The 17,266-nt window shown below is 63.1% G+C and carries 18 protein-coding genes and 3 tRNA genes; 13 read left to right on the forward strand and 8 right to left on the reverse strand.

Annotated elements, in window-relative coordinates:
* Window positions 1–43 precede the first annotated feature (43 nt).
* Window positions 44–1,507, reverse strand: a complete 1,464-nt coding sequence (locus DVK00_RS04745) for a single-stranded DNA binding protein (RefSeq protein ID WP_121577344.1) — start codon at window positions 1,505–1,507, stop codon at window positions 44–46.
* A 184-nt stretch (window positions 1,508–1,691) separates the two neighbouring features.
* Complete coding sequence (locus DVK00_RS04750) at window positions 1,692–2,162, reverse strand: hypothetical protein (RefSeq protein WP_233560756.1); 471 nt, start codon at window positions 2,160–2,162, stop codon at window positions 1,692–1,694.
* Between the two features lie 135 nt (window positions 2,163–2,297).
* On the opposite strand from DVK00_RS04750, the gene DVK00_RS04755 reads away from it, so the two are divergent.
* Together DVK00_RS04755 and DVK00_RS04760 are read left to right on the forward strand one after the other, a co-directional pair.
* Window positions 2,298–2,370, forward strand: a tRNA-Arg gene (locus tag DVK00_RS04755).
* 339 nt (window positions 2,371–2,709) lie between these two features.
* Entirely contained in the window at window positions 2,710–3,327 is a 618-nt protein-coding gene (locus DVK00_RS04760; protein WP_101351097.1) for a DUF309 domain-containing protein, read from the forward strand.
* A 26-nt stretch (window positions 3,328–3,353) separates the two neighbouring features.
* On the opposite strand, the gene azf is transcribed toward DVK00_RS04760, so the two are convergent.
* Complete coding sequence (gene azf, locus DVK00_RS04765) at window positions 3,354–4,127, reverse strand: NAD-dependent glucose-6-phosphate dehydrogenase Azf (RefSeq protein ID WP_101351098.1); 774 nt, start codon at window positions 4,125–4,127, stop codon at window positions 3,354–3,356.
* 74 nt (window positions 4,128–4,201) lie between these two features.
* Between azf and DVK00_RS04770 the strand changes: the two genes are divergently transcribed.
* The 3 genes from DVK00_RS04770 to DVK00_RS04780 all read left to right on the forward strand — a co-directional run bounded on the left by DVK00_RS04770 (window position 4,202) and on the right by DVK00_RS04780 (window position 6,276).
* Window positions 4,202–4,549: a dihydroneopterin aldolase family protein gene (locus DVK00_RS04770; protein WP_121535591.1), complete on the forward strand. Its 348-nt coding sequence runs from the start codon at window positions 4,202–4,204 to the stop codon at window positions 4,547–4,549.
* A gap of 74 nt (window positions 4,550–4,623) precedes the next feature.
* On the forward strand, window positions 4,624–5,730 hold the full coding sequence (locus DVK00_RS04775) for a hypothetical protein (protein WP_121535594.1): 1,107 nt from the start codon (window positions 4,624–4,626) through the stop codon (window positions 5,728–5,730).
* A gap of 105 nt (window positions 5,731–5,835) precedes the next feature.
* Window positions 5,836–6,276 carry a DUF5790 family protein gene (locus DVK00_RS04780; protein ID WP_121535597.1) on the forward strand — a complete coding sequence of 147 codons (441 nt, stop codon included), beginning with the start codon at window positions 5,836–5,838 and terminating at the stop codon, window positions 6,274–6,276.
* A 167-nt stretch (window positions 6,277–6,443) separates the two neighbouring features.
* Here DVK00_RS04780 and DVK00_RS04785 read toward each other — a convergent pair whose 3' ends face one another.
* Window positions 6,444–6,968 carry a DUF6789 family protein gene (locus tag DVK00_RS04785; protein WP_101351102.1) on the reverse strand — a complete coding sequence of 175 codons (525 nt, stop codon included), beginning with the start codon at window positions 6,966–6,968 and terminating at the stop codon, window positions 6,444–6,446.
* 115 nt (window positions 6,969–7,083) lie between these two features.
* On the opposite strand from DVK00_RS04785, the gene coxB reads away from it, so the two are divergent.
* From coxB to DVK00_RS04800, 3 genes are read left to right on the forward strand one after another with little or no spacing between them, the layout of a single operon-like run.
* Complete coding sequence (gene coxB / locus DVK00_RS04790; protein ID WP_394345569.1) at window positions 7,084–7,893, forward strand: cytochrome c oxidase subunit II; 810 nt, start codon at window positions 7,084–7,086, stop codon at window positions 7,891–7,893.
* The gene (locus tag DVK00_RS04795) at window positions 7,890–10,454 is read left to right on the forward strand and encodes a cbb3-type cytochrome c oxidase subunit I (protein ID WP_121577346.1); all 2,565 of its coding nucleotides are present in this window, start codon (window positions 7,890–7,892) and stop codon (window positions 10,452–10,454) included. The genes coxB and DVK00_RS04795 overlap by 4 nt, the downstream gene beginning before the upstream one ends.
* A gap of 2 nt (window positions 10,455–10,456) precedes the next feature.
* Window positions 10,457–10,723, forward strand: coding sequence for a cytochrome C oxidase subunit IV family protein (locus tag DVK00_RS04800; RefSeq protein WP_101351105.1), 267 nt, complete (start codon window positions 10,457–10,459; stop codon window positions 10,721–10,723).
* A gap of 5 nt (window positions 10,724–10,728) precedes the next feature.
* Here DVK00_RS04800 and DVK00_RS04805 read toward each other — a convergent pair whose 3' ends face one another.
* Complete coding sequence (locus DVK00_RS04805; RefSeq protein ID WP_121535606.1) at window positions 10,729–11,169, reverse strand: hypothetical protein; 441 nt, start codon at window positions 11,167–11,169, stop codon at window positions 10,729–10,731.
* A gap of 138 nt (window positions 11,170–11,307) precedes the next feature.
* Here DVK00_RS04805 and DVK00_RS04810 point away from each other — a divergent pair, with 138 nt between their 5' ends.
* Window positions 11,308–11,739, forward strand: a complete 432-nt coding sequence (locus DVK00_RS04810; RefSeq protein ID WP_199722443.1) for a hypothetical protein — start codon at window positions 11,308–11,310, stop codon at window positions 11,737–11,739.
* Window positions 11,740–11,984: 245 nt separating this feature from the next.
* On the opposite strand, the gene DVK00_RS04815 is transcribed toward DVK00_RS04810, so the two are convergent.
* Together DVK00_RS04815 and DVK00_RS04820 are read right to left on the reverse strand one after the other, a co-directional pair.
* Window positions 11,985–13,904, reverse strand: a complete 1,920-nt coding sequence (locus tag DVK00_RS04815; RefSeq protein WP_121511765.1) for an ABC transporter ATP-binding protein — start codon at window positions 13,902–13,904, stop codon at window positions 11,985–11,987.
* 39 nt (window positions 13,905–13,943) lie between these two features.
* Entirely contained in the window at window positions 13,944–14,516 is a 573-nt protein-coding gene (locus DVK00_RS04820; protein WP_101351108.1) for a DUF192 domain-containing protein, read from the reverse strand.
* 97 nt (window positions 14,517–14,613) lie between these two features.
* Here DVK00_RS04820 and DVK00_RS04825 point away from each other — a divergent pair.
* The 4 genes from DVK00_RS04825 to DVK00_RS04840 all read left to right on the forward strand — a co-directional run bounded on the left by DVK00_RS04825 (window position 14,614) and on the right by DVK00_RS04840 (window position 16,610).
* Window positions 14,614–14,687 (forward strand) — tRNA-Val (locus DVK00_RS04825).
* Window positions 14,688–15,483: 796 nt separating this feature from the next.
* A tRNA-Phe gene (locus tag DVK00_RS04830) sits at window positions 15,484–15,557 on the forward strand.
* 134 nt (window positions 15,558–15,691) lie between these two features.
* Complete coding sequence (locus DVK00_RS04835) at window positions 15,692–16,261, forward strand: hypothetical protein (RefSeq protein ID WP_121577347.1); 570 nt, start codon at window positions 15,692–15,694, stop codon at window positions 16,259–16,261.
* A 103-nt stretch (window positions 16,262–16,364) separates the two neighbouring features.
* A complete protein-coding gene (locus tag DVK00_RS04840) occupies window positions 16,365–16,610 on the forward strand; it encodes a hypothetical protein (RefSeq protein WP_121511778.1) in 246 nt (81 codons plus the stop codon).
* Between the two features lie 130 nt (window positions 16,611–16,740).
* Here DVK00_RS04840 and DVK00_RS04845 read toward each other — a convergent pair whose 3' ends face one another.
* Window positions 16,741–17,238: an Hsp20/alpha crystallin family protein gene (locus DVK00_RS04845; RefSeq protein WP_121577348.1), complete on the reverse strand. Its 498-nt coding sequence runs from the start codon at window positions 17,236–17,238 to the stop codon at window positions 16,741–16,743.
* Window positions 17,239–17,266 lie beyond the last annotated feature (28 nt).

Consider the following 17,266-nt stretch of genomic DNA (forward strand, 5'->3'; position numbering starts at 1 on the left):
GAGTGTTGCGGTCTTAAGAGTTTCCGTAGCGTCGCTCGCCGACTCAGAACACGTCCTCAGCGTGGAGGCGGCCATCGTGGAGTTCGCCACGGACGGTTATCTCCTGCCCTAACTGCACGCGCTCGCCGGTTTCGACGCTCATCGTCTGCTCGCCGTCGTCGAGCACGACCGGGTCGCCGGTCTGGACGACGGTGCCGGTGAACTCCACCTGCTGGCCAGCGCTCTGTGCGCCGCCGTCCGGCGACGTGTCGCCGGAGTCGGCGCTGACAGCGGCCGCCTCGTCACTGCTGCTGGCGTCAGCATCGTCCGCTTCCTCGCCGAAAGTTGACAGACCGGCGTGTTCGGCGTCGGTCGTTTCGACGCTGGCTCCCCCGCCTGCGCCACCCGTCGCCAAGTCCGCACCGTCGTCGAGCACGACAATCGTCGAGTTCCAGCTCGCCGACGCTTCCTTGTCGTCCTGCCAGCCGTCCTGAATCTCGACATCGGCTGCGAGAACCTCGTCGCCCGGCGCGATGTCCTTGTCCGCCTTGTCGCCCCACAGCGCCACGCGGATGTCACCTGTCGCATCCTGAATGCGGACGTTCCGGACCTGCCCCTCGCTGCCGTCGTCGCGGTCGAACGTCCGCTTGGGGTCGGCCGAGCGGACGACGCCAGCGATGTCAACCGTCTCCTCAAGTTCGACCTCCGCTATCGGGTCGGCGTCGGGCTCGAAGGTCACGTCGTCGTCCACTTCGTCGACGGCCCCCTGGTCGCCGACGTGGAGTTCGAGTGAGCCGTCCCGCTCCCGGACGTAGCCGTCGACGACTTCGACAGCCGCGCCAGCATCGAGTTCCTCGGCACGGTCAGCGCGATCGTCCCACAGCGTCACTCGGATGCGCCCCGTCTCGTCACCGAGAGTGAGGTTCGAGACGCGGCCCTCGCTGCCGTCGTCGCGGTCAAAGGTCCGTATCGTGTCGGTATCGAGCACAAGCCCGCGCAGCGTCACGTCGGACTGCCCCATGGTCAGCGCGTCGATAGACGAGCCAGCGCCCGGTTCCACGTCGATTGTGGCGTCCTCGTCCGGCTCTGCCTTGTCGACGGACACCTCCAGCCCGTTGTAGCCGTCCTTCGGCCGACCCTTCACCCGGAGTACGTCGCCGACCTCCAGCTTTCCCTCGTCGATATCGACGGCCTGGCCGTCCCAGAAGGCGAGCCTGACGCTGCCGCTCTCGTCGGCGGCCTCAACGTTTATGACCCGGCCGTCTTCGTCCTCGTCGTCGCGTTCGAAGGTCTTCAGGTCGCCGATAGCCATCACCTTGGCGAGGAATTTGACCTCGTCCATTCCGGGTTCGATATCGGCGATGGCGTTGACCTCGTTCTCGTTAAGCTCGTGGGCCAACAGCATCGCGGCCGTCTCCTCGTCGGCGAGCCCGCCCATCTGCTCGACCTTCTCCTCGACGGCCTCGCGGAACTCCTCCTCGGGGACGTCCGTCTCTAAGTCCTCGTAAATGTCCTCTATCGCACCCATCTATCTATGGGACGCTGGGCTGGGGCGCGCTTAAGCGTTGTCGTTGGGCGAGCGAGCGGCCGCTGTCGGTCGATTTCGGTGGTCGTCCGTCCATTGTTCGATGGTGGTCATGGGATAGGATATAAACCCTTGTCGGCTGACTCGACAGCAGCTGCCACCGCAGTGACAGCAACACGAGTCGCCGTTAGCGTGTTGCTGTTGTTACAGTACTCTGGCCGTCGCCAGTGTCGTGAGAAACGACCACTGTGCCGGGGAGGCCGTTCGCAAACGTCACCGTAGCCCGGTAGTCAATTTCCATAATAGCTTGGGTACACATATCGCCAGCGTCTGTCATCTCTGTCGGTCCAACGCCGATACTCAGTTCATTCGAGCCGGAATCATACGTAGCATCTGTCAGGTCGGCCGTTTTGCACCCGTCAGCGCCCCAGATAGTGCCTTCGACGACGACCCGGTCCCCGTCGAAAGTCACTGTTGCCGAACTCACCTGTGACCCAGACTGTCGGCTAGTAACGCTGAATGTCGTTTCGTTCACACTCGGAGGATCACTCGGACTCTCTGTGAGTGTTTCCCCGCTTCCGGGAGCATCGCCAGAGCAGCCGGCAAGCGCTATCGAGCAGTTGAGCCCGCCGTATCGCAGGAGGGTGCGCCGTTTCATACCTGCCATAATGTATCCCGAATGAAAGGTCTTCCCGGTCGCTCAAACCAGCGTTGTAGCGACGTGTGTCGACACGTCGCGTGACGGCACACGAATCGTCACCCTTTTTAGGTGCACCACCCTCTCTGGATATGAGTCCGGATAGGGTAGTGGACTATCCTCTTGGCTTGCGGAGCCAGGGACCGGAGTTCAAATCTCCGTCCGGACGTTTTTGCCGACATCCAACGGCGAGCGACAGCAGTCACAGGTGTCGGCGAAACTCTACGCGGAGATCTGAGCAGACGAGGAACGCGCAGCGAAGCGAGCATTTCTCGGCGAGTTCAAATCTCCGTCCGGACGTTCACTGCGTTCACGACCGGACGTGCTCCACGCTCGCGGTGCTCGCGTGGAACTCCGTCCGGACGTTTCTCTACAGTACAACACCGCGGGCGTAGCGAGCGGTCAGTGCTGCGGGCCGTTTCTGCCGACACCAGAACCCGAAGCCACAGCGTCCCGCTCTGGTCGAAACGCCGATGTGGTTTTCCGGCCACGAGGCGAACACACCCCTGTGCGCGACCATCTCCGTGCCGGCATTGCAGTGTACAACGAAGGGCGCTACCACGCCGCACACGATGCGTGGGAGGAGTACTGGCTGGACCTCGGTTCGGGCGACGATGAACGCTTCCTGCACGGTCTCATCCAGTTCACCGCGGTCGTCCACCACGCCAGCGAGGAGAACTGGTCAGGCGCGCGCGGGCTGGCCGAGAGCGCGGCGGAGTACCTCAACGGCCTGCCCGACCCGTACCGCGGTGTGGCGCTGGCGGACGTGCGGACCTTCCTCGACGAGGCGGCGGCTGGCCCCCACCACGCGGCGGCGGACCCGCCGACATTGACACACGACGGCGAAGCGATTGGCTACGACGCGCTGGATTTCGGCGCGACGGCCATCGCCGCCGAGGTGCTTGCGGAAGCGGGCCGGTACGATGAGGCGGTCATCGACGCCGCTGTCGACCGTGCGCGGAGCGAACTCGACAGCGACGGCGGCTCGCAGTTTACCGGAATGCTGTTCTCGTTCGTGCGCGAGCGCGACCAGCGGCCCGTCGTCTACCAGCGGCTCCGGGACCACGTCGAACTAGAACAGCAGAAAGACGACGACGTGCGTGGGCTGTTCGACGGCTCGGGATAGCGTGCGACCGGGGCGGTAGGAGATGCCTACGGCTCCGGTTCGGCGACGCGTTCCTCGCCGTCGAAGTGCGCGGAGTTGTCCTGCGGGTCGTATCCGAGGGCTTCCTTGGCGCGCTCGATGGAGTAGTACTTCCGGTCGTTGTCGGAGATGCCGTAGACGATCTCGTACTCGTAGTCAGCCTGAAGCGCGCAGTCGTGGATGTGGGCACAGTCCCGGTAGGAGAGCCACATCGCCTGCCCGCGCTCGTAGTCGATGGGCGGGTGGCCGCGCGTGAGGTTGCCGATGCGGATGTTGCAGACGGAGAGGCCGTACTGGTCATGGTAGTAGCGGCCCAGCACCTCGCCGGTGGCTTTCGAGACGCCGTAGAGGTTTCCGGGGCGGGGGAGTTCCGTCCCGTCGAGGCGGTACTGGTCGTCCGGGCGATACATCTCTGGCGTGCGCTCATCCGTTTCGAAGGAGCCGACGGCGTGGTTCGAGGATGCGAAGACGAACTTCTCGACGCCTTCATCGACAGCGGCCTCGTACATCTTCTGGGTGCCGTCGATGTTGTTTTCGAGGACGGAGTCCCAGGGGGCTTCTGGCCGGGGGTCGCCGGCCAGATGGATGACAGCGCCGACGCCGTCCATCGCCGCGGCCACGTCGCCCTCGCTGGACACGTCCCCGACGAGGTACTCGTGGTCGGGCTCCTCGGCGGGTGGGCTGTGGAACATGAGTTTCCACTCGTAGGCGTCCTCGAGTCCCTCGAGGATGGCCGCCCCGACAGCACCGCCAGCGCCGGTGAGCAGAACCGGGTCGTCCATTCGTATGAGACGATACGTCGCACGCAATAGGTAGCTTGCGGTTCGCTTTTGTGTCGCCCAGCCGGACCGATTGTATGGAACCCACAGCTCCGCAAGAGGCGTGTTTCGAAGCGGGCGTCAAGTTCGGGTCGTTGTATCACCAGTTCGCAGGGACACCGATCAGCCCGGACAGCGCCGACTCGCTCGCGGCGGCGATGGAGGACGCTATCGAGAATCAGCCGTTCTGTGAGGCGGTCAGTGTCAGCGTCCGAGCGGATGCGCTGGAAGACGCTATCGCCGAGGGGGGTGCGGACTACACGGAACTCACCGGGCGGTTCATCGACGTCGAGATGCGCATCGAATACGAGGGGGTCACAGTCGAGACCAGCATGGCGATGGAGGACGGGTACCCGCTGATGCAGGTCGACGCAGTGCAAGAGTAAAATAGCCAGCGAGCGGCCAGAATGCCTGACACAGCCCCGAAAATTTTACCAGAGGGGAGTGTGAGACTTCCGATATGGCCCTCCACGCAGTCGACGATATCGACGACGCAATCGACGCGACGAAGTCGTTTCTGTTCCCGTTCGAGAAATGGACGTGGCTCCGAATGGCGTTCGTCGTGTTCTTCATCGGTGGCGGCGGTGTCGGGCTGAACAACGTCCAGTCGTTCAGCAACTTCGGTGATTTCGGTGGGAACGGCGGGCCAAGCGGCCCCAGCGGCCCGGGAGGCGGGTTTCAGCTGACCGCGCCGCTTGAAGCTGTGCTGTCCCTGCCGGGGGACCTCACGAGACAGGTCTCCGAACCCGGCGTCCCGTCCGGCGCGCCGGACGAGCTACTCGCCGGGGCCGGACTTCTCGTGTTCGCCATTATCGGCCTGTTCATCCTGCTGGGGCTCGCATACGGTATCCTGAGTAACTTCATGGAGTTCGTGTTGACGCAGGCGCTTATCGACCGCGAGATACACGTCCGCCAGTATTTCAGCGAACACGTCGGGGACGGCATACGGCTGCTCCTGTTTCGGCTGGTACTCGGAATTATCTGGCTCGGCGTTGCCCTCGTGCTCGGTGCGGCCGGGTTCTTCCTGGTGCTCGGTGGTGATGCCGCAAACGTCGGGGCGTCGAGTGTCCTCGCGCTGTCGGGGCTGTTCATCGCCGTGTTCGCAGTACTGGCCATAACCTACGGTATCGTCTTCGGATTCACCACGGTGTTTGTCGTTCCGCTGATGACGGCAGACAACGACGGCGTTCTCTCCGGGTGGTCGCGGCTCTGGGGGTCAATAAAGAGCCACCCGAAGCAGTACCTCGCTTACCTGTTTTTCTCCATCGTCCTTCAGATCGGTGTCGGTATCGTCAGCGCGATTCTCGGTATTATCGCACTCATCATCGTCGCGATTCCTGTCGGACTCGTCGCGTTCGGGCTGTATCTCGCCGTTCAGGGAACTATCGGAGTCGTTTTGGCCGGCGGTATTGGCCTGCTGGGCGGGCTGGTTTTCATCGTCCTCAGTGCGCTCATTCAGGTCCCGCTGACGACGTTCCTCCGGTACTACGCGATGCTTGTGCTGGGTGACATCGACGCCGACATGGACCCGATGCCCGAGGTGCGCTCGGACATCCGGGCCGAGTAGCCACAATGCCTTTTCGGTTTCAGGACTGACCAGACGGCCACGTCTTGCGGTTTCACTTTCACTTTCAGGCGGGCTTTTAACCCATCACCACACCAATCGTTCTGTATGAGTCAGTCAAGTCTGGACGACGACGAACTGTTCGGCGAGGCGGCCAATGAAATGCGCACGGATGTTGAGGAGTCACTGGCGAAGGCCCGGGACGCGCTCCCAGAGGCCGATTCTGTCTGGGACGTGGAGGCCGACAACACGCTCGGTGTGCTGAACTCGCTCAAAACGGCACTCGACGTGGGCGATGCCGAGGACCATCTCCGCGACGCGAAGAAGTGGTACACGATGGGCGAACGCGCAGACGCCTTCGAGGACGCCGATGACCTTGCGGAGGAGATTGAGACTATCGCAGACCTCATCGACGACGTCGACGACGCTCGCGAGCAGGTCGGCGACCTCACAGCGACGATTCCACAGCTTCGCAGCACGCTCGAAGAGTTCGAGGGCGACGACGGGGCGGATACAGAGGCGGACGCCGACGCAGAAGCGGAAGCCTGAGTTCGGGAGTCACATTCCGGCGTATGCTCGCTACGTTCTCGCCGGTAGCCAGCGCGCTACTCGCGTCGTCCAGCGACTTTTGACCGACCAGCATCACCTCGTAATCGGGCCCGATACGGCGGGAGTCGCGACGCCGTTCTCTCGCTGGAACACAGCAGCGAGGCGACTCAGACGATGGAGTCCGGGCGGGTCGAGAAGTAGTTGAACACCGCGCCGAGGCCGATACCGTAGACCACGTGCGCGACCAGCGTCAGCACCGCATACAGCACCAGCGTGAGTCCGGACTGGCCGGTGTAGAAGGCGAGGACAAACCCAGTCCACATGGCCCCGCCGAAGAACGCGCCGCTGACGTGGTCGGACTGGCCCGGGAGGTACGCCTTCAGCGAGGCAAACAGCAGCGGCCACGGGAACATGCCGCCGCCGAGGAAAATGAAGAACCCGAACAGGACTTCCGGCACGTAGCCGGTCAAACCCACGAGTTCGGTGAGGATGGCAAAGTCGTCGAGGTTGAACGCGCCCAGTGACTGGGCGATGAGGAAGACGACCGTCATCATCGCTGTCCCGACTAGTCCACCAGCGGCCCCGACGACGCCGTCGGCGATAATCCCGGCGAGACTGTCAAACTCCTCGGCCTCAGTGAGACCGTCGTCGTTGATCGGCGGGTCCTCGACGCCAGATGACGTATCTTCCATGGTGTGGTGTAACATGCCAGTGGGTAAAAAGGTTCTCGCACACGTCGAGGGGAAGAGTATATGTCAACTATCTGTCCCCAATACCTATTACAGGGTGGGAAGAATCATGAAGATAATGCCGGGACCCATGATAACACTTGTCGCGATTGTGTTTCCCTTGCACGGTAGCGACGTCAGGGCACCAAGCGCAGTGTTCGACCAGATATTCGAGGTGTTCCTGCTACTGGGGACGGCTGTCGGGGTGGTCGTCGTGGCTTATACCATGTACCACGCGCTCAAGTACCGCGACGACGGAAGCGGAACGGACCCGTACGCCGACAAGGTCGAGCGGCCCGAGATGGGTGAGCTTCCGACCGGGGGTTCGGGCGGTCGGAAGGTGTTTTACTCCTTTAGCATCAGCGCCATCATCGTCGTCTCGCTCATCGCCTGGACGTACTCGCAGCTGCTGTACATCGAGCAGGGTCCCGACCCGGCCCAGGAGGAGGCGCTGGAAATCGACGTGGAGGGGTACCGCTTCGGCTGGGACTTCATCTACCCGAACGGGCACACGACGAACACGCTCTACGTGCCACAGGACCGGGTGGTCAGGTTACGGGTGACCTCGACGGACGTGTTCCACAACTTCGGGATACCGGCGGTGCGGGTCAAGACCGACGCCGTGCCGGGCCAGTACACCTCGGCCTGGTTCACGGCCAACGAGACGGGGACCTACACCGCCAAGTGCTACGAACTGTGTGGCAGCGGCCACTCGCTGATGACGGCGGAGGTGGTCGTGCTTTCCCAGGACGAGTACGGGGACTGGTATAACGGGACCGCCGGACAGAGCGGGGGCCAGGCGGCGAACGGGACGACTGAGTCGGCAAGCCTCGGAACGCCGACCGCGGGCACTGCGCCCGACGCGACCGCGGGGGGTGTCGGCGCGTGAGCCACGACCACGGCCTCCCGCCCAAGTCGTCGGTCAGCCGGTGGTTCCTCACGACCAACCACAAGGACATCGGCGTTCTGTATCTCATCACCGCGCTGTTCTTCCTCGTCTTCGGCGGGGTGTTGGCCCTGCTGTTCCGCCTCGAACTGCTTTCCTCGGGTGCTGACCTGCTGGGGTCGATGGGGTACAATCAGGCGGTGTCGACCCACGGCCTGCTGATGGTGTTCTGGTTCATCTCGCCGTTCGCCTTCGGGTTCGCCAACTACCTCGTCCCGCTGCAAATCGGCGCGGACGACCTCGCCTTCCCACGCCTGAACGCCCTGTCGTACTGGCTGTACCTGTTCTCGGGTATCCTGATGGGCGTCTCCTTCTTCCAGGGGACCACCTTCGCCGGCGGCTGGACGATGTACGCCCCGCTGAACACGCCGGCCTACATCCCCGGCGAGGGGCTGGGCGCGACTTCGGTCGTGCTCGCGCTCATCATGTTCACTGCCGCCGTGACGCTGGGGTCGGTGAACTTCCTGACGACGATGTACCGCATGCGCGCCGAGGGCCTGCGGATGCGGGACATCCCCATCTTCTCGCTGTCTATCAACCTCACCGTCTGGATGATGCTCTTTGCCTTCGCGGCGCTGCTGGCCGCGCTGATGATTCTCGCCTCCGACCACATCCTCGGGACGACCTACTTCCAGTACTCCATCGACGGGACGACGATGGCGACCGACGCGGACAACCCCGGCGCGTCGCTTTTGTGGGCGCACCTGTTCTGGTTCTTCGGCCATCCGGAGGTGTACATCGTCTTCTTCCCCGCGCTGGGCGTGATGGCTGAGTGCTTCCAGACCTTCACAGGCCGACGACTCGTCGGCCGGAAGTGGTTCATCATCTCGATGGTGCTGGTGGCGATCCAGAGTTTCGTCGTCTGGATGCACCACATGTTCCTGACCGGCATCAACCTCCCCATCAAGACCATCTTCATGGCGACCACCATCGGCATCTCCCTGCCGTTCGACCTGATGGTGTTCTCGCTCATCTACACGATGGCGAAGGGGCGGGTCCGGTTCACGACACCGTTCCTGTTCTCGCTGGGCGCGCTCATCCTGTTCATCATCGGTGGTATCACGGGCGTCTTCCTCGGGGCTATCGTGCTGGACTACCAGTTCCGCGGGACCTACTGGGTCGTCGCGCACTTCCACTACGTGATGGTCGCGGGCGCGACCGCCCTCTTTGGCGGCCTGTACTACTGGTACCCGAAGATAACCGGGAAGATGTACAACGAGCGCCTGGGGAAGATACAGTTCGGCGTCTACTTCCTCGGGTTCAATCTGCTGTACTTCCCGATGTTCATCGCCTGGGAGACTCCGCGGCGGGTGTTCGTCTACCCCGAGGGCCTGCAGATATGGCACTCGATGGCGACCGTCGGCGGGTTCGTGCTGGGCGCGAGCTTCCTCCTCATGTTCTACAACCTCTTCGTGAGTCTCTGGCGCGGGGAGGACGCCGGCCCGAGCCCCTGGGAGTACGCCACCTCCGCCGAGTGGGCGGTGTCGTCGCCGCCGCCGCTGGAGAACTTCCCGGGCGTCCCCAGCTACGCCACCGGGAAACTGGAGTTCCTCGACGACGAGACGGTGGCCGAGCGGACCGAGAGTGCGCCCGGGGCTGCGGCCCACGGCCACGCGGCGACCGACGGCGGGACCGCAACGGACGGCGGGGCCGTGACGGCCAGAGCCGCGGCGACGGCCACCGCGATGGAGCCGGCCCACGAGACCGCCGGCGAGGAACACGCCAGCCACGCGAGCTTCTGGCCGTTCCTCGTCAGCCTCGGCGGGTTCGTCACGTTCCTCGGCCTCTCGGGCGTGCGGACGGGGAGCATGGTGTACCTGTCGATGGCAGCTATCGGCGGCCTCGTGACGTTCGGCTCGCTCGTCGGGATGACCCGCGAGCCGTTCCACGCGCCGGAGATGGCCATCGCCGAACGGTGGCCCTTCTCGTCAGTCGAGAAGATGAAGCTCGGGATGTGGACGTTCCTGGCGAGCGACATCGTCCTCTTCGGGGCCTTTATCGGCTCCTACGCCTTCGTCCGGGTCGCCTACGGCTGGACGGCCTGGCACCACGACCTCATCCCCGCCGAGCACGTGACGATGCCCGGCCTCATCAACACGTACCTGTTGCTCACGTCGAGTTTCCTCGTCGTGCTGGCGATGGTCGCCGCCGAGCGGGAGAGCAAGCGCGGGACCGTCGCCGCCCTCGTCGGGACGTTCGCGCTGGGCGTCGGCTTCCTCATCAACAAGGGGCTGGAGTGGCAGCACCTGTTCCACATCCACAGCGAAGCGTTCCCGAACGGGTGGACCCTCTCGACGAACATCGCGTCGTCGACGTTCTATCTGACGACTGGACTGCACGGAGCCCACGTCACAATCGGGCTCATCATCTGTGCGTACATGGTCGTCAGGGCCTGGAACGGGGCCTACCAGGGCGACGACAGGGCCATCGAGTACTTCGGGCTGTACTGGCACTTCGTCGACATCGTCTGGCTGTTCCTGTTCCCGCTGTTTTACATCCTATAACCATGGACTGGAAAGGCTACACCGTCATATACGTCGTACTGTTCGCCTTCGCGACCGCGCAGGCTGTCGTTGAGTTCGCCGGCCTCGTCGACAGCGCCTATTGGGTCGCCTTCGCGCTCATCATGGTACTGTCGGTCGTCAAGGCCGTCGGCGTCGCCGCGTACTACCAGCACCTGCGCTGGGAACCTCGGGCCGTCACGTACCTCGTCCTCGGCGGCACCGTCGCTGCGCTCGCGTTGACCGGTGCAGCGGCGTACTCGATACTGTGAAGGGGTCAGGCCAGTAGCTGGAAGCTGACCGCGATGAGGAAGAGGACGCCCGCGACCGTCGCAGACTCGGCGACCGCCAGCGAGCGGGGGTGCCCACGGCGCGTCGCCGAGAGGTACACGCCGAACAGCAGGTATCCACAGAGGCCCGCACCCCCGACGATAGCGACCGCCAGCCCCGCTATCGACTGGACCTCGACGGGGCCGGAAATAGAGGCGACGACACCGACGAGAAGGCCGACGACCAGCACCGCGAACGCGCCTACCCAGGCCATCGGCTGGTCGGCATACGTCTCGAAGCGGTCTTCGCGCTCGCCCGCTGTGGACCGGGCGCTCGTCGACGCTCCCGGACTGTACTGGTACCAGCCACGCCCGCGAACGATCCATGCGACCACCGCCACCACGAACGCGCCCATTAGTCCCATGCTAGCGAGGTACGTGGTTGACATGTGATAATATTACAATATGACACGTAATAATCGTTTGCGTTCGGCCGGGTAGAAATCGGCGTCTTTGCTATTGAATTGTTGAACCAGCGAGGCGTCTCTCACCGAAAGCCTATACGCATCTGAAAACGACTGCGACCTGTGCAATCCGCCCCGTTCGCCGTTGAACAGTCTTTAATCGGCGCTGCTCTGGCGCTTACGACCGTCATCTACGTTGGAAATCTCATCGCACTGGGCTACTGGGCCCGTGCAGAGGCCAGCGCACGTAACGGCTCAACTCTCTGGACGTTCCTGTTCCTGTATACAGGTTTTGGGCTGGTCTACTACGTTTGGGTCCGCTACGTCCGACACGACTGGGAGTCGCGCTCGGAGCCAGCCGACCGGCGCGAACGGATAGTTACTGCTTACTCGCTTGCTGTTCTCCTCGCATTCATCCTCGGGGCGTTCGTCACGCCGCCAGATCCGATGACGCAAACCCTGACTCTCCCGCCGCTGTTTGCAGTCTCGTTCGTCGTCTCGTATCTGTTTGTCACGCGAGGGTCAGTCGACGGTCGCGGCAGAACTACTGTCTGAGCTGTGGGAGCGTGCTGTCGTCTGTGAGTGTGGGTCAGCTAGCACCGCCAAGTACCGACAGGACAGAGTGACAGAAGAGAACTCTGATTCCTCGGGGCATTGATTTCCGGCGACCAGCTGTCGGCCGCGCCACATCTGAAGAATAAGATGTCAGCAGAGCCAAACGGCTCGAACATAGCGTCCTCCCCCTTCAGTCATCAGCTAATGCCGACCACTGACGGCTCGGACAAGGAGTCCTCGCCGGTTCAGTCGTCGGCATCCGTCCGCGCCCGGCGCTGAATCGCCCGCTCGACGAAGTCTTCGGGAAGTTCGTCGATTTCGCCGGCCTGGACTGCCCAGAGGTTGGCGTAGAGGCCGTCGGCGGCAAGCAGTTCATCATGGCTCCCCCGTTCGACGATGCGGCCGTCCTCAACGACGAGAATCGTGTCGGCGTCTTTCACCGTCGAGAGGCGGTGAGCGATGGCAAACGTGGTCCGGTCGGCGGTCAGGTCGTCGAGCGACCGCTGGATGAGCATCTCCGTCTCCGTGTCCACGTCGCTGGTCGCCTCGTCGAGAATGAGGATTTCGGGGTCTTTCAGCATCGCCCGGGCGATGGCGATGCGCTGGCGCTGGCCGCCCGAGAGCTTGACGCCGCGCTCGCCGACCATCGTGTCGTAGCCGTCGGGGAGATTGCGAACGAACTGGTCGGCCTCGGCGGCCTCCGCGGCAGCGACGATCTCCTCGTCGGTGGCGTCGAAGCTTCCGTAGGCGATGTTCTCGCGGACCGTGCCATAGAACAGGAACGTTTCTTGGCTGACGTAGCCGATGGCACGGCGGATGCTCTGTATCTGCACGTCTTGCACATTCTGCCCGTCGATGCGGACTGCGCCCTCGTCCACGTCGTACATCCGGAGCAGGAGCTTCAGAACGGTGGATTTCCCCGCGCCGGTCGGGCCGACGAGCGCGACCGTCTCACCGCCCTCGGCCTCGAAAGAGACGTCCGAGAGCACCGGGTCGTCGCTGTCGTAGCCGAAGGTCACGTCATCGTACTCTACCCGCCCGTCGGTCACGGCGAGTGGCGGCGCGTCTTCGGCCTCTTCGAGGCGGCCAGGCGTGTCCATCAGCCCGAACACGCGCTCGGCGGAGGCGTAGGCCCGCTGGTACATGTTGATAATCTGTCCGAACTGCGCCATCGGCCAGACGAACCGCTGGGTGTAAATGATGAACGCGACGAACTGCCCGCGGGAGAGCGGCGCCGTCAGCGGGCCGGGTGCCTGCCCGGTGACCATCAGCCCGCCGACGACGAACGTGACGACGAACCCGATGCCCGAGACCAGTCGGAGGCCGGGGAAGAAGGTGATGCGCGTCTCGATGGCGTCCCAGTTGGCGTCGAGGTAGTCCGCCGAGGAGTCCTCGACGCGGTCGGCCTCGTAGGGTTCGGTGTTGGCGGTCTTGATTATCTGGATGCCGCTGAGGTTGTTTTCCAGTCTGGAATTGAGCTTTCCGACCGTCGACCGCACCTCGGCGTACTTCGGCTGGATAGTCTCGATGAACCGCTTGGTGAACACCGCGATAAGCGGCACCGGGAGCAACGCGACCAGCGCCAGCTGCCAGTTCATATAGAACAGGTACGTGGCGATGCCGACGACCATGATTATCATCCGCGAGGCGGAGTTGAGCCCGTCGTTGAGGAACTTCTCCAGCCGGTTCACGTCGTTTGACAACACCGACATCATCTCGCCGGTCTGCTTGTCGGCGAAGAAGTCCATGTTCAGCCGCTGCATCGTCTCGTAGGTGTCGGTGCGGACGGCGTGTTGGACGTGCTGGGCGAACTTGTTCCAGCCCCAGTTCCGACTCCAGTGGAAGACGGCCCCGAGGCCAAAGGAGGCGGCGATGATGCCGGCCGTGAGCCACAACTGCGGCCCCTGGCCGCTGGGAATCCAGGCGTCGGGAACCAGGAAGAGCCCGTACTCGGTCTCTTGGAGGAAGATGGCGTCGATAGCCAGCGCGAGGAGGATGGGCGGCAGCAGGTCCAGCATCCGGGCCACGATAGAACTGCAGAGGCCGACAACGAACGCCCCCAACTGCCCCCGGCCGTAGCCGGTGAACAGTCTGAGCATCGGCCGGTCGACGCGTTCCCTGGCGTCCTCGAACACGTCGTCGTCCGAACCCGCGTCGAAATCCATTATCGAATTCAGGGGCCGAACCCGCAAAAGGTCGTCGGGCTACGTGGCTTCGGGCGGCAGGTCGACCCGGTCGCCGACCTCGACGCCGGTTCGGTTTGTCCACCCGCGGTTCACTTCGAGGACGTACTTCCCATAGCCCGGATACTCCGCGCTGTACTGTTCGCCCTCCGGCGGGAGCGGCGCGTGGTGGATCGTTGTGATAGTGCCGTTAGCGTCGATGAAGATGATATCGAGCGGGAACGACATGTTCCGCATGACGTAGGTGTGTGTCCCCTCGGACTCGTGGACGAACAGCATTCCCTCGTCCGGTCCGAGTGACTCGGTCTCGCTCAGTCCGACATAGCGCTGATTGAACGTCTGTGCGATGCGAACCTCGACCGTGCCCAGTGGTTCCCCAGCGTTGTCTTCACGTACCGCGACGGTCGTCTCCGGCGTCGAAGCGTCCGTCCCGGTCGGTGTCGTCGCCGTCGTCGCTCCCTCTCGAACCGTCACTGTCCCCTCCTCGTACTCGCCAGTTCCCAGCACCTCGACCCAGAGCCCGGTCTGGAGGACCACGGCGGCGGCGACGAGAAGCCCGACGGCTCCCAGGACAACCACGGCAGGGCGCTGCATACTCCGTGTGAGGGACAGGCCGTGGGTAATACTGTCGGTGCCCACTGTCGACTGAGAGAGAAAGCGTTATTCCTGCCGATGGAAAACGGTGGAGTACGGGTCCGTGGTCTAGTTGGTTATGACGTGGCCTTTACAAGGCCGAGGCCGGTGGTTCGAATCCGCCCGGACCCACTTCTGACACCGACTGCGGCGAGTGTAACGAGGAGCCAGCGGTGTCTGTGTGGGGGATAGTGATTCGAACCCTGGAAGACGAACGCAGTGAGTCTTCCTTCGGTTCGGATCCGCCCGGACCCACTGAACCTCTCGCTGCGCTCATTGACGAGCGCCGCGTGTGTGATGCGGCTGGACGGTTCGAATCAGGGAACGAAGCAGCGCGGAGTGACCGTGGTTCGAATCCGCCCGGACCCATCCTGCGACGAACGGACGTGAGGAGCGGACGGTCTCAGTGGATTCGATTCCTGCCAGTCGCGCGCAACGCAGTGAGTCTTCCGTCGGTTCGACTCCACCGAGAGGGCACTACTCTCCCGAGCCCTCGTTCGCTTCGCTCACGAGGACGCCCCGGAACAACTGGGTTCCTTGGGGCATTCAATTCCAAGCTCAGTTGTGGTAGAGCCAGCTACGCCTCGCCGCTTTCGGCCTCAGTTTGAACTCCAGCGGGGCAAGCGCCCACGCGCAGCCGCCAACTCCCAATATCAGGCCCTCTATCTCGATTGATAGTCGCCCGTAACCCATATATCCGGAGTAGTGGTAGTGCGTGGCATGATAGACGGCTCGACGTGTCCGGCCTGTAGCGGGCACGTCTCAACGACCAATGGTACTGAGTACGAATGTGACGACTGTGGCGAGACGTTCGACAGCGCGGACCTGTTTCTCCCGTAATCGGCGGCCGAACCACTCGTCGATACCACATAATCTGCGCCCGCTTTCGAAATGCTTTTTTCTACCCTCGTCATCGCTTGGAGTGCACGCCGCCTTAGCTCAGACTGGGAGAGCACTCGACTGAAGATCGAGCTGTCCCCGGTTCAAATCCGGGAGGCGGCATTTTTCCACGAACTAAGTGAGCAGTAACGACCCTCTCAAGCGGATTTGGACGAGGTGATCAAGTAGCGACTACCGCGCTGCCCTATTGACTTGACTCAGCCGCCGGAACAGGTACGTTCGTGGCGACGAGTAGCATGGGTATGACAGAAAAGTCAGCACACGAGCAGATGGAGCGCCACGCGACCCTGACCGACGAACTCACCGCCCTCAGCGCGGAACGGGGTGCCGTCGCGGCGTCAGTACAGGAGCGGCTTGCTGACGCGGTTTCGGAGGCGATAGCAAAAGCGGGGACGAATGTCGGGAGCCTTGGGCAGTCCAGAGACGGCAGGCGCTTCCGGTTCGAGGCGCGCCTCGACCGGGCGGCGCTGGTGGCGGCGGTGACGGAAGCGCTGCCGGACGGGTTCGTCGTCTCCCACCTCAACGAAGATGGGACACTGAGTGTGGACTGGACCGGTGACAGCACCACACCGTCGAAGCGGGAACACGGGGCCATCCTGAAGGCGATCATCGCAGAGGAGACAGAGACAGACAGTGACGGCTTCATCGAGTCCGTGCCCACCCGTGGCCAGGTGCTGGCACGGGCGGTGGAACTGGGCGTCGACGAAGGGGACGCGGCAGACCGCCTCAGTCGGCTGGCGACGCTGGACGTGGTCGATATCACCGACGAAGGGGTCTACCCCGACGAGAACTTCTCGCGGTATTAGCGGCAGGGGCGGATGTCGGCTGACAGCAGGCTCAAAAGGAGACGGAGACTGTGCCGCCGTGACCGACGTTTATTACTTGGTCCGGCCAGTGGTGTCAGACGAAATGGCAGTACTATCGACAGAAGACGAAGGGAAGTTTCTCATGGACGCACAGGGAGAACAGATCGGCATCGTAACCGAGGTTGACCCGAAGGAGCAGGTCGCGTATGTCGAACCGGACCCGGACCTCACCGAGGCTTGGGTGCAGGGACTCGGGTTCGGTGACGCCGACGAGGACGACATCGAGATCGCTGCTGACGCCATCGGAACGGTAACTGACAGCGAACTTCGTGTGACGGTCGATCTGTAGTCACGCGACGGATCCGAGGCGCTCGCCAACCACATGACAAATTGACAATCGCTGGCTCAGGATAACAGGTTACTAAAGATGATATCACTGCCCGTTCAGTTACTATCGACAGAGAGTTGTTGAAAAAGGCCTATTCGATTTCGATTCGGTTCGAATCGTCGGCGTCAGCCGCGCGTGGCAGCGTTATTTCGAGAACGCCGTTGTGGTAGGTGGCGGTGATCGCATCGTCTGAGACCGGCTGTGGAACGGCGACTCGCTCGGCGACTCGTCGGCTGTGTCGGCGAGCGCCGGCGCTGGTCTCTTCAGCAACCGTGCTCTCACCCTGGATTGTGAGGACGCCGTCGTCGAAACGAACGGAGAGGTCGTCCCGCTCGAAGCCCGGGAGGTCGACCATCACGGCGTATCCGTCGTCGGTCTCGTCGACGTGGAGGTTCGTGTCGATGCCGTGTCGGCGGTGGTCGTCCGAGTGTGTGCTAACCGGTCGGTCAGTGCGGTACTCGGGACTGTTGTCCGTTCGGCGTCCCGAATCGGCCCCTGTCCACCGGCCGAAACTGTCGTCCATCATCTCCCGTTGTGTCTGTGCAAAGAGTCGGAGCATTGTCTCGAAGGGGTCGTCTTTGTGTGTCATAATCACATTATATACGCTCGTGATTATA

This window comes from Haloarcula sp. Atlit-47R (assembly GCF_003665985.1).
GTDB lineage: Archaea > Halobacteriota > Halobacteria > Halobacteriales > Haloarculaceae > Haloarcula > Haloarcula taiwanensis.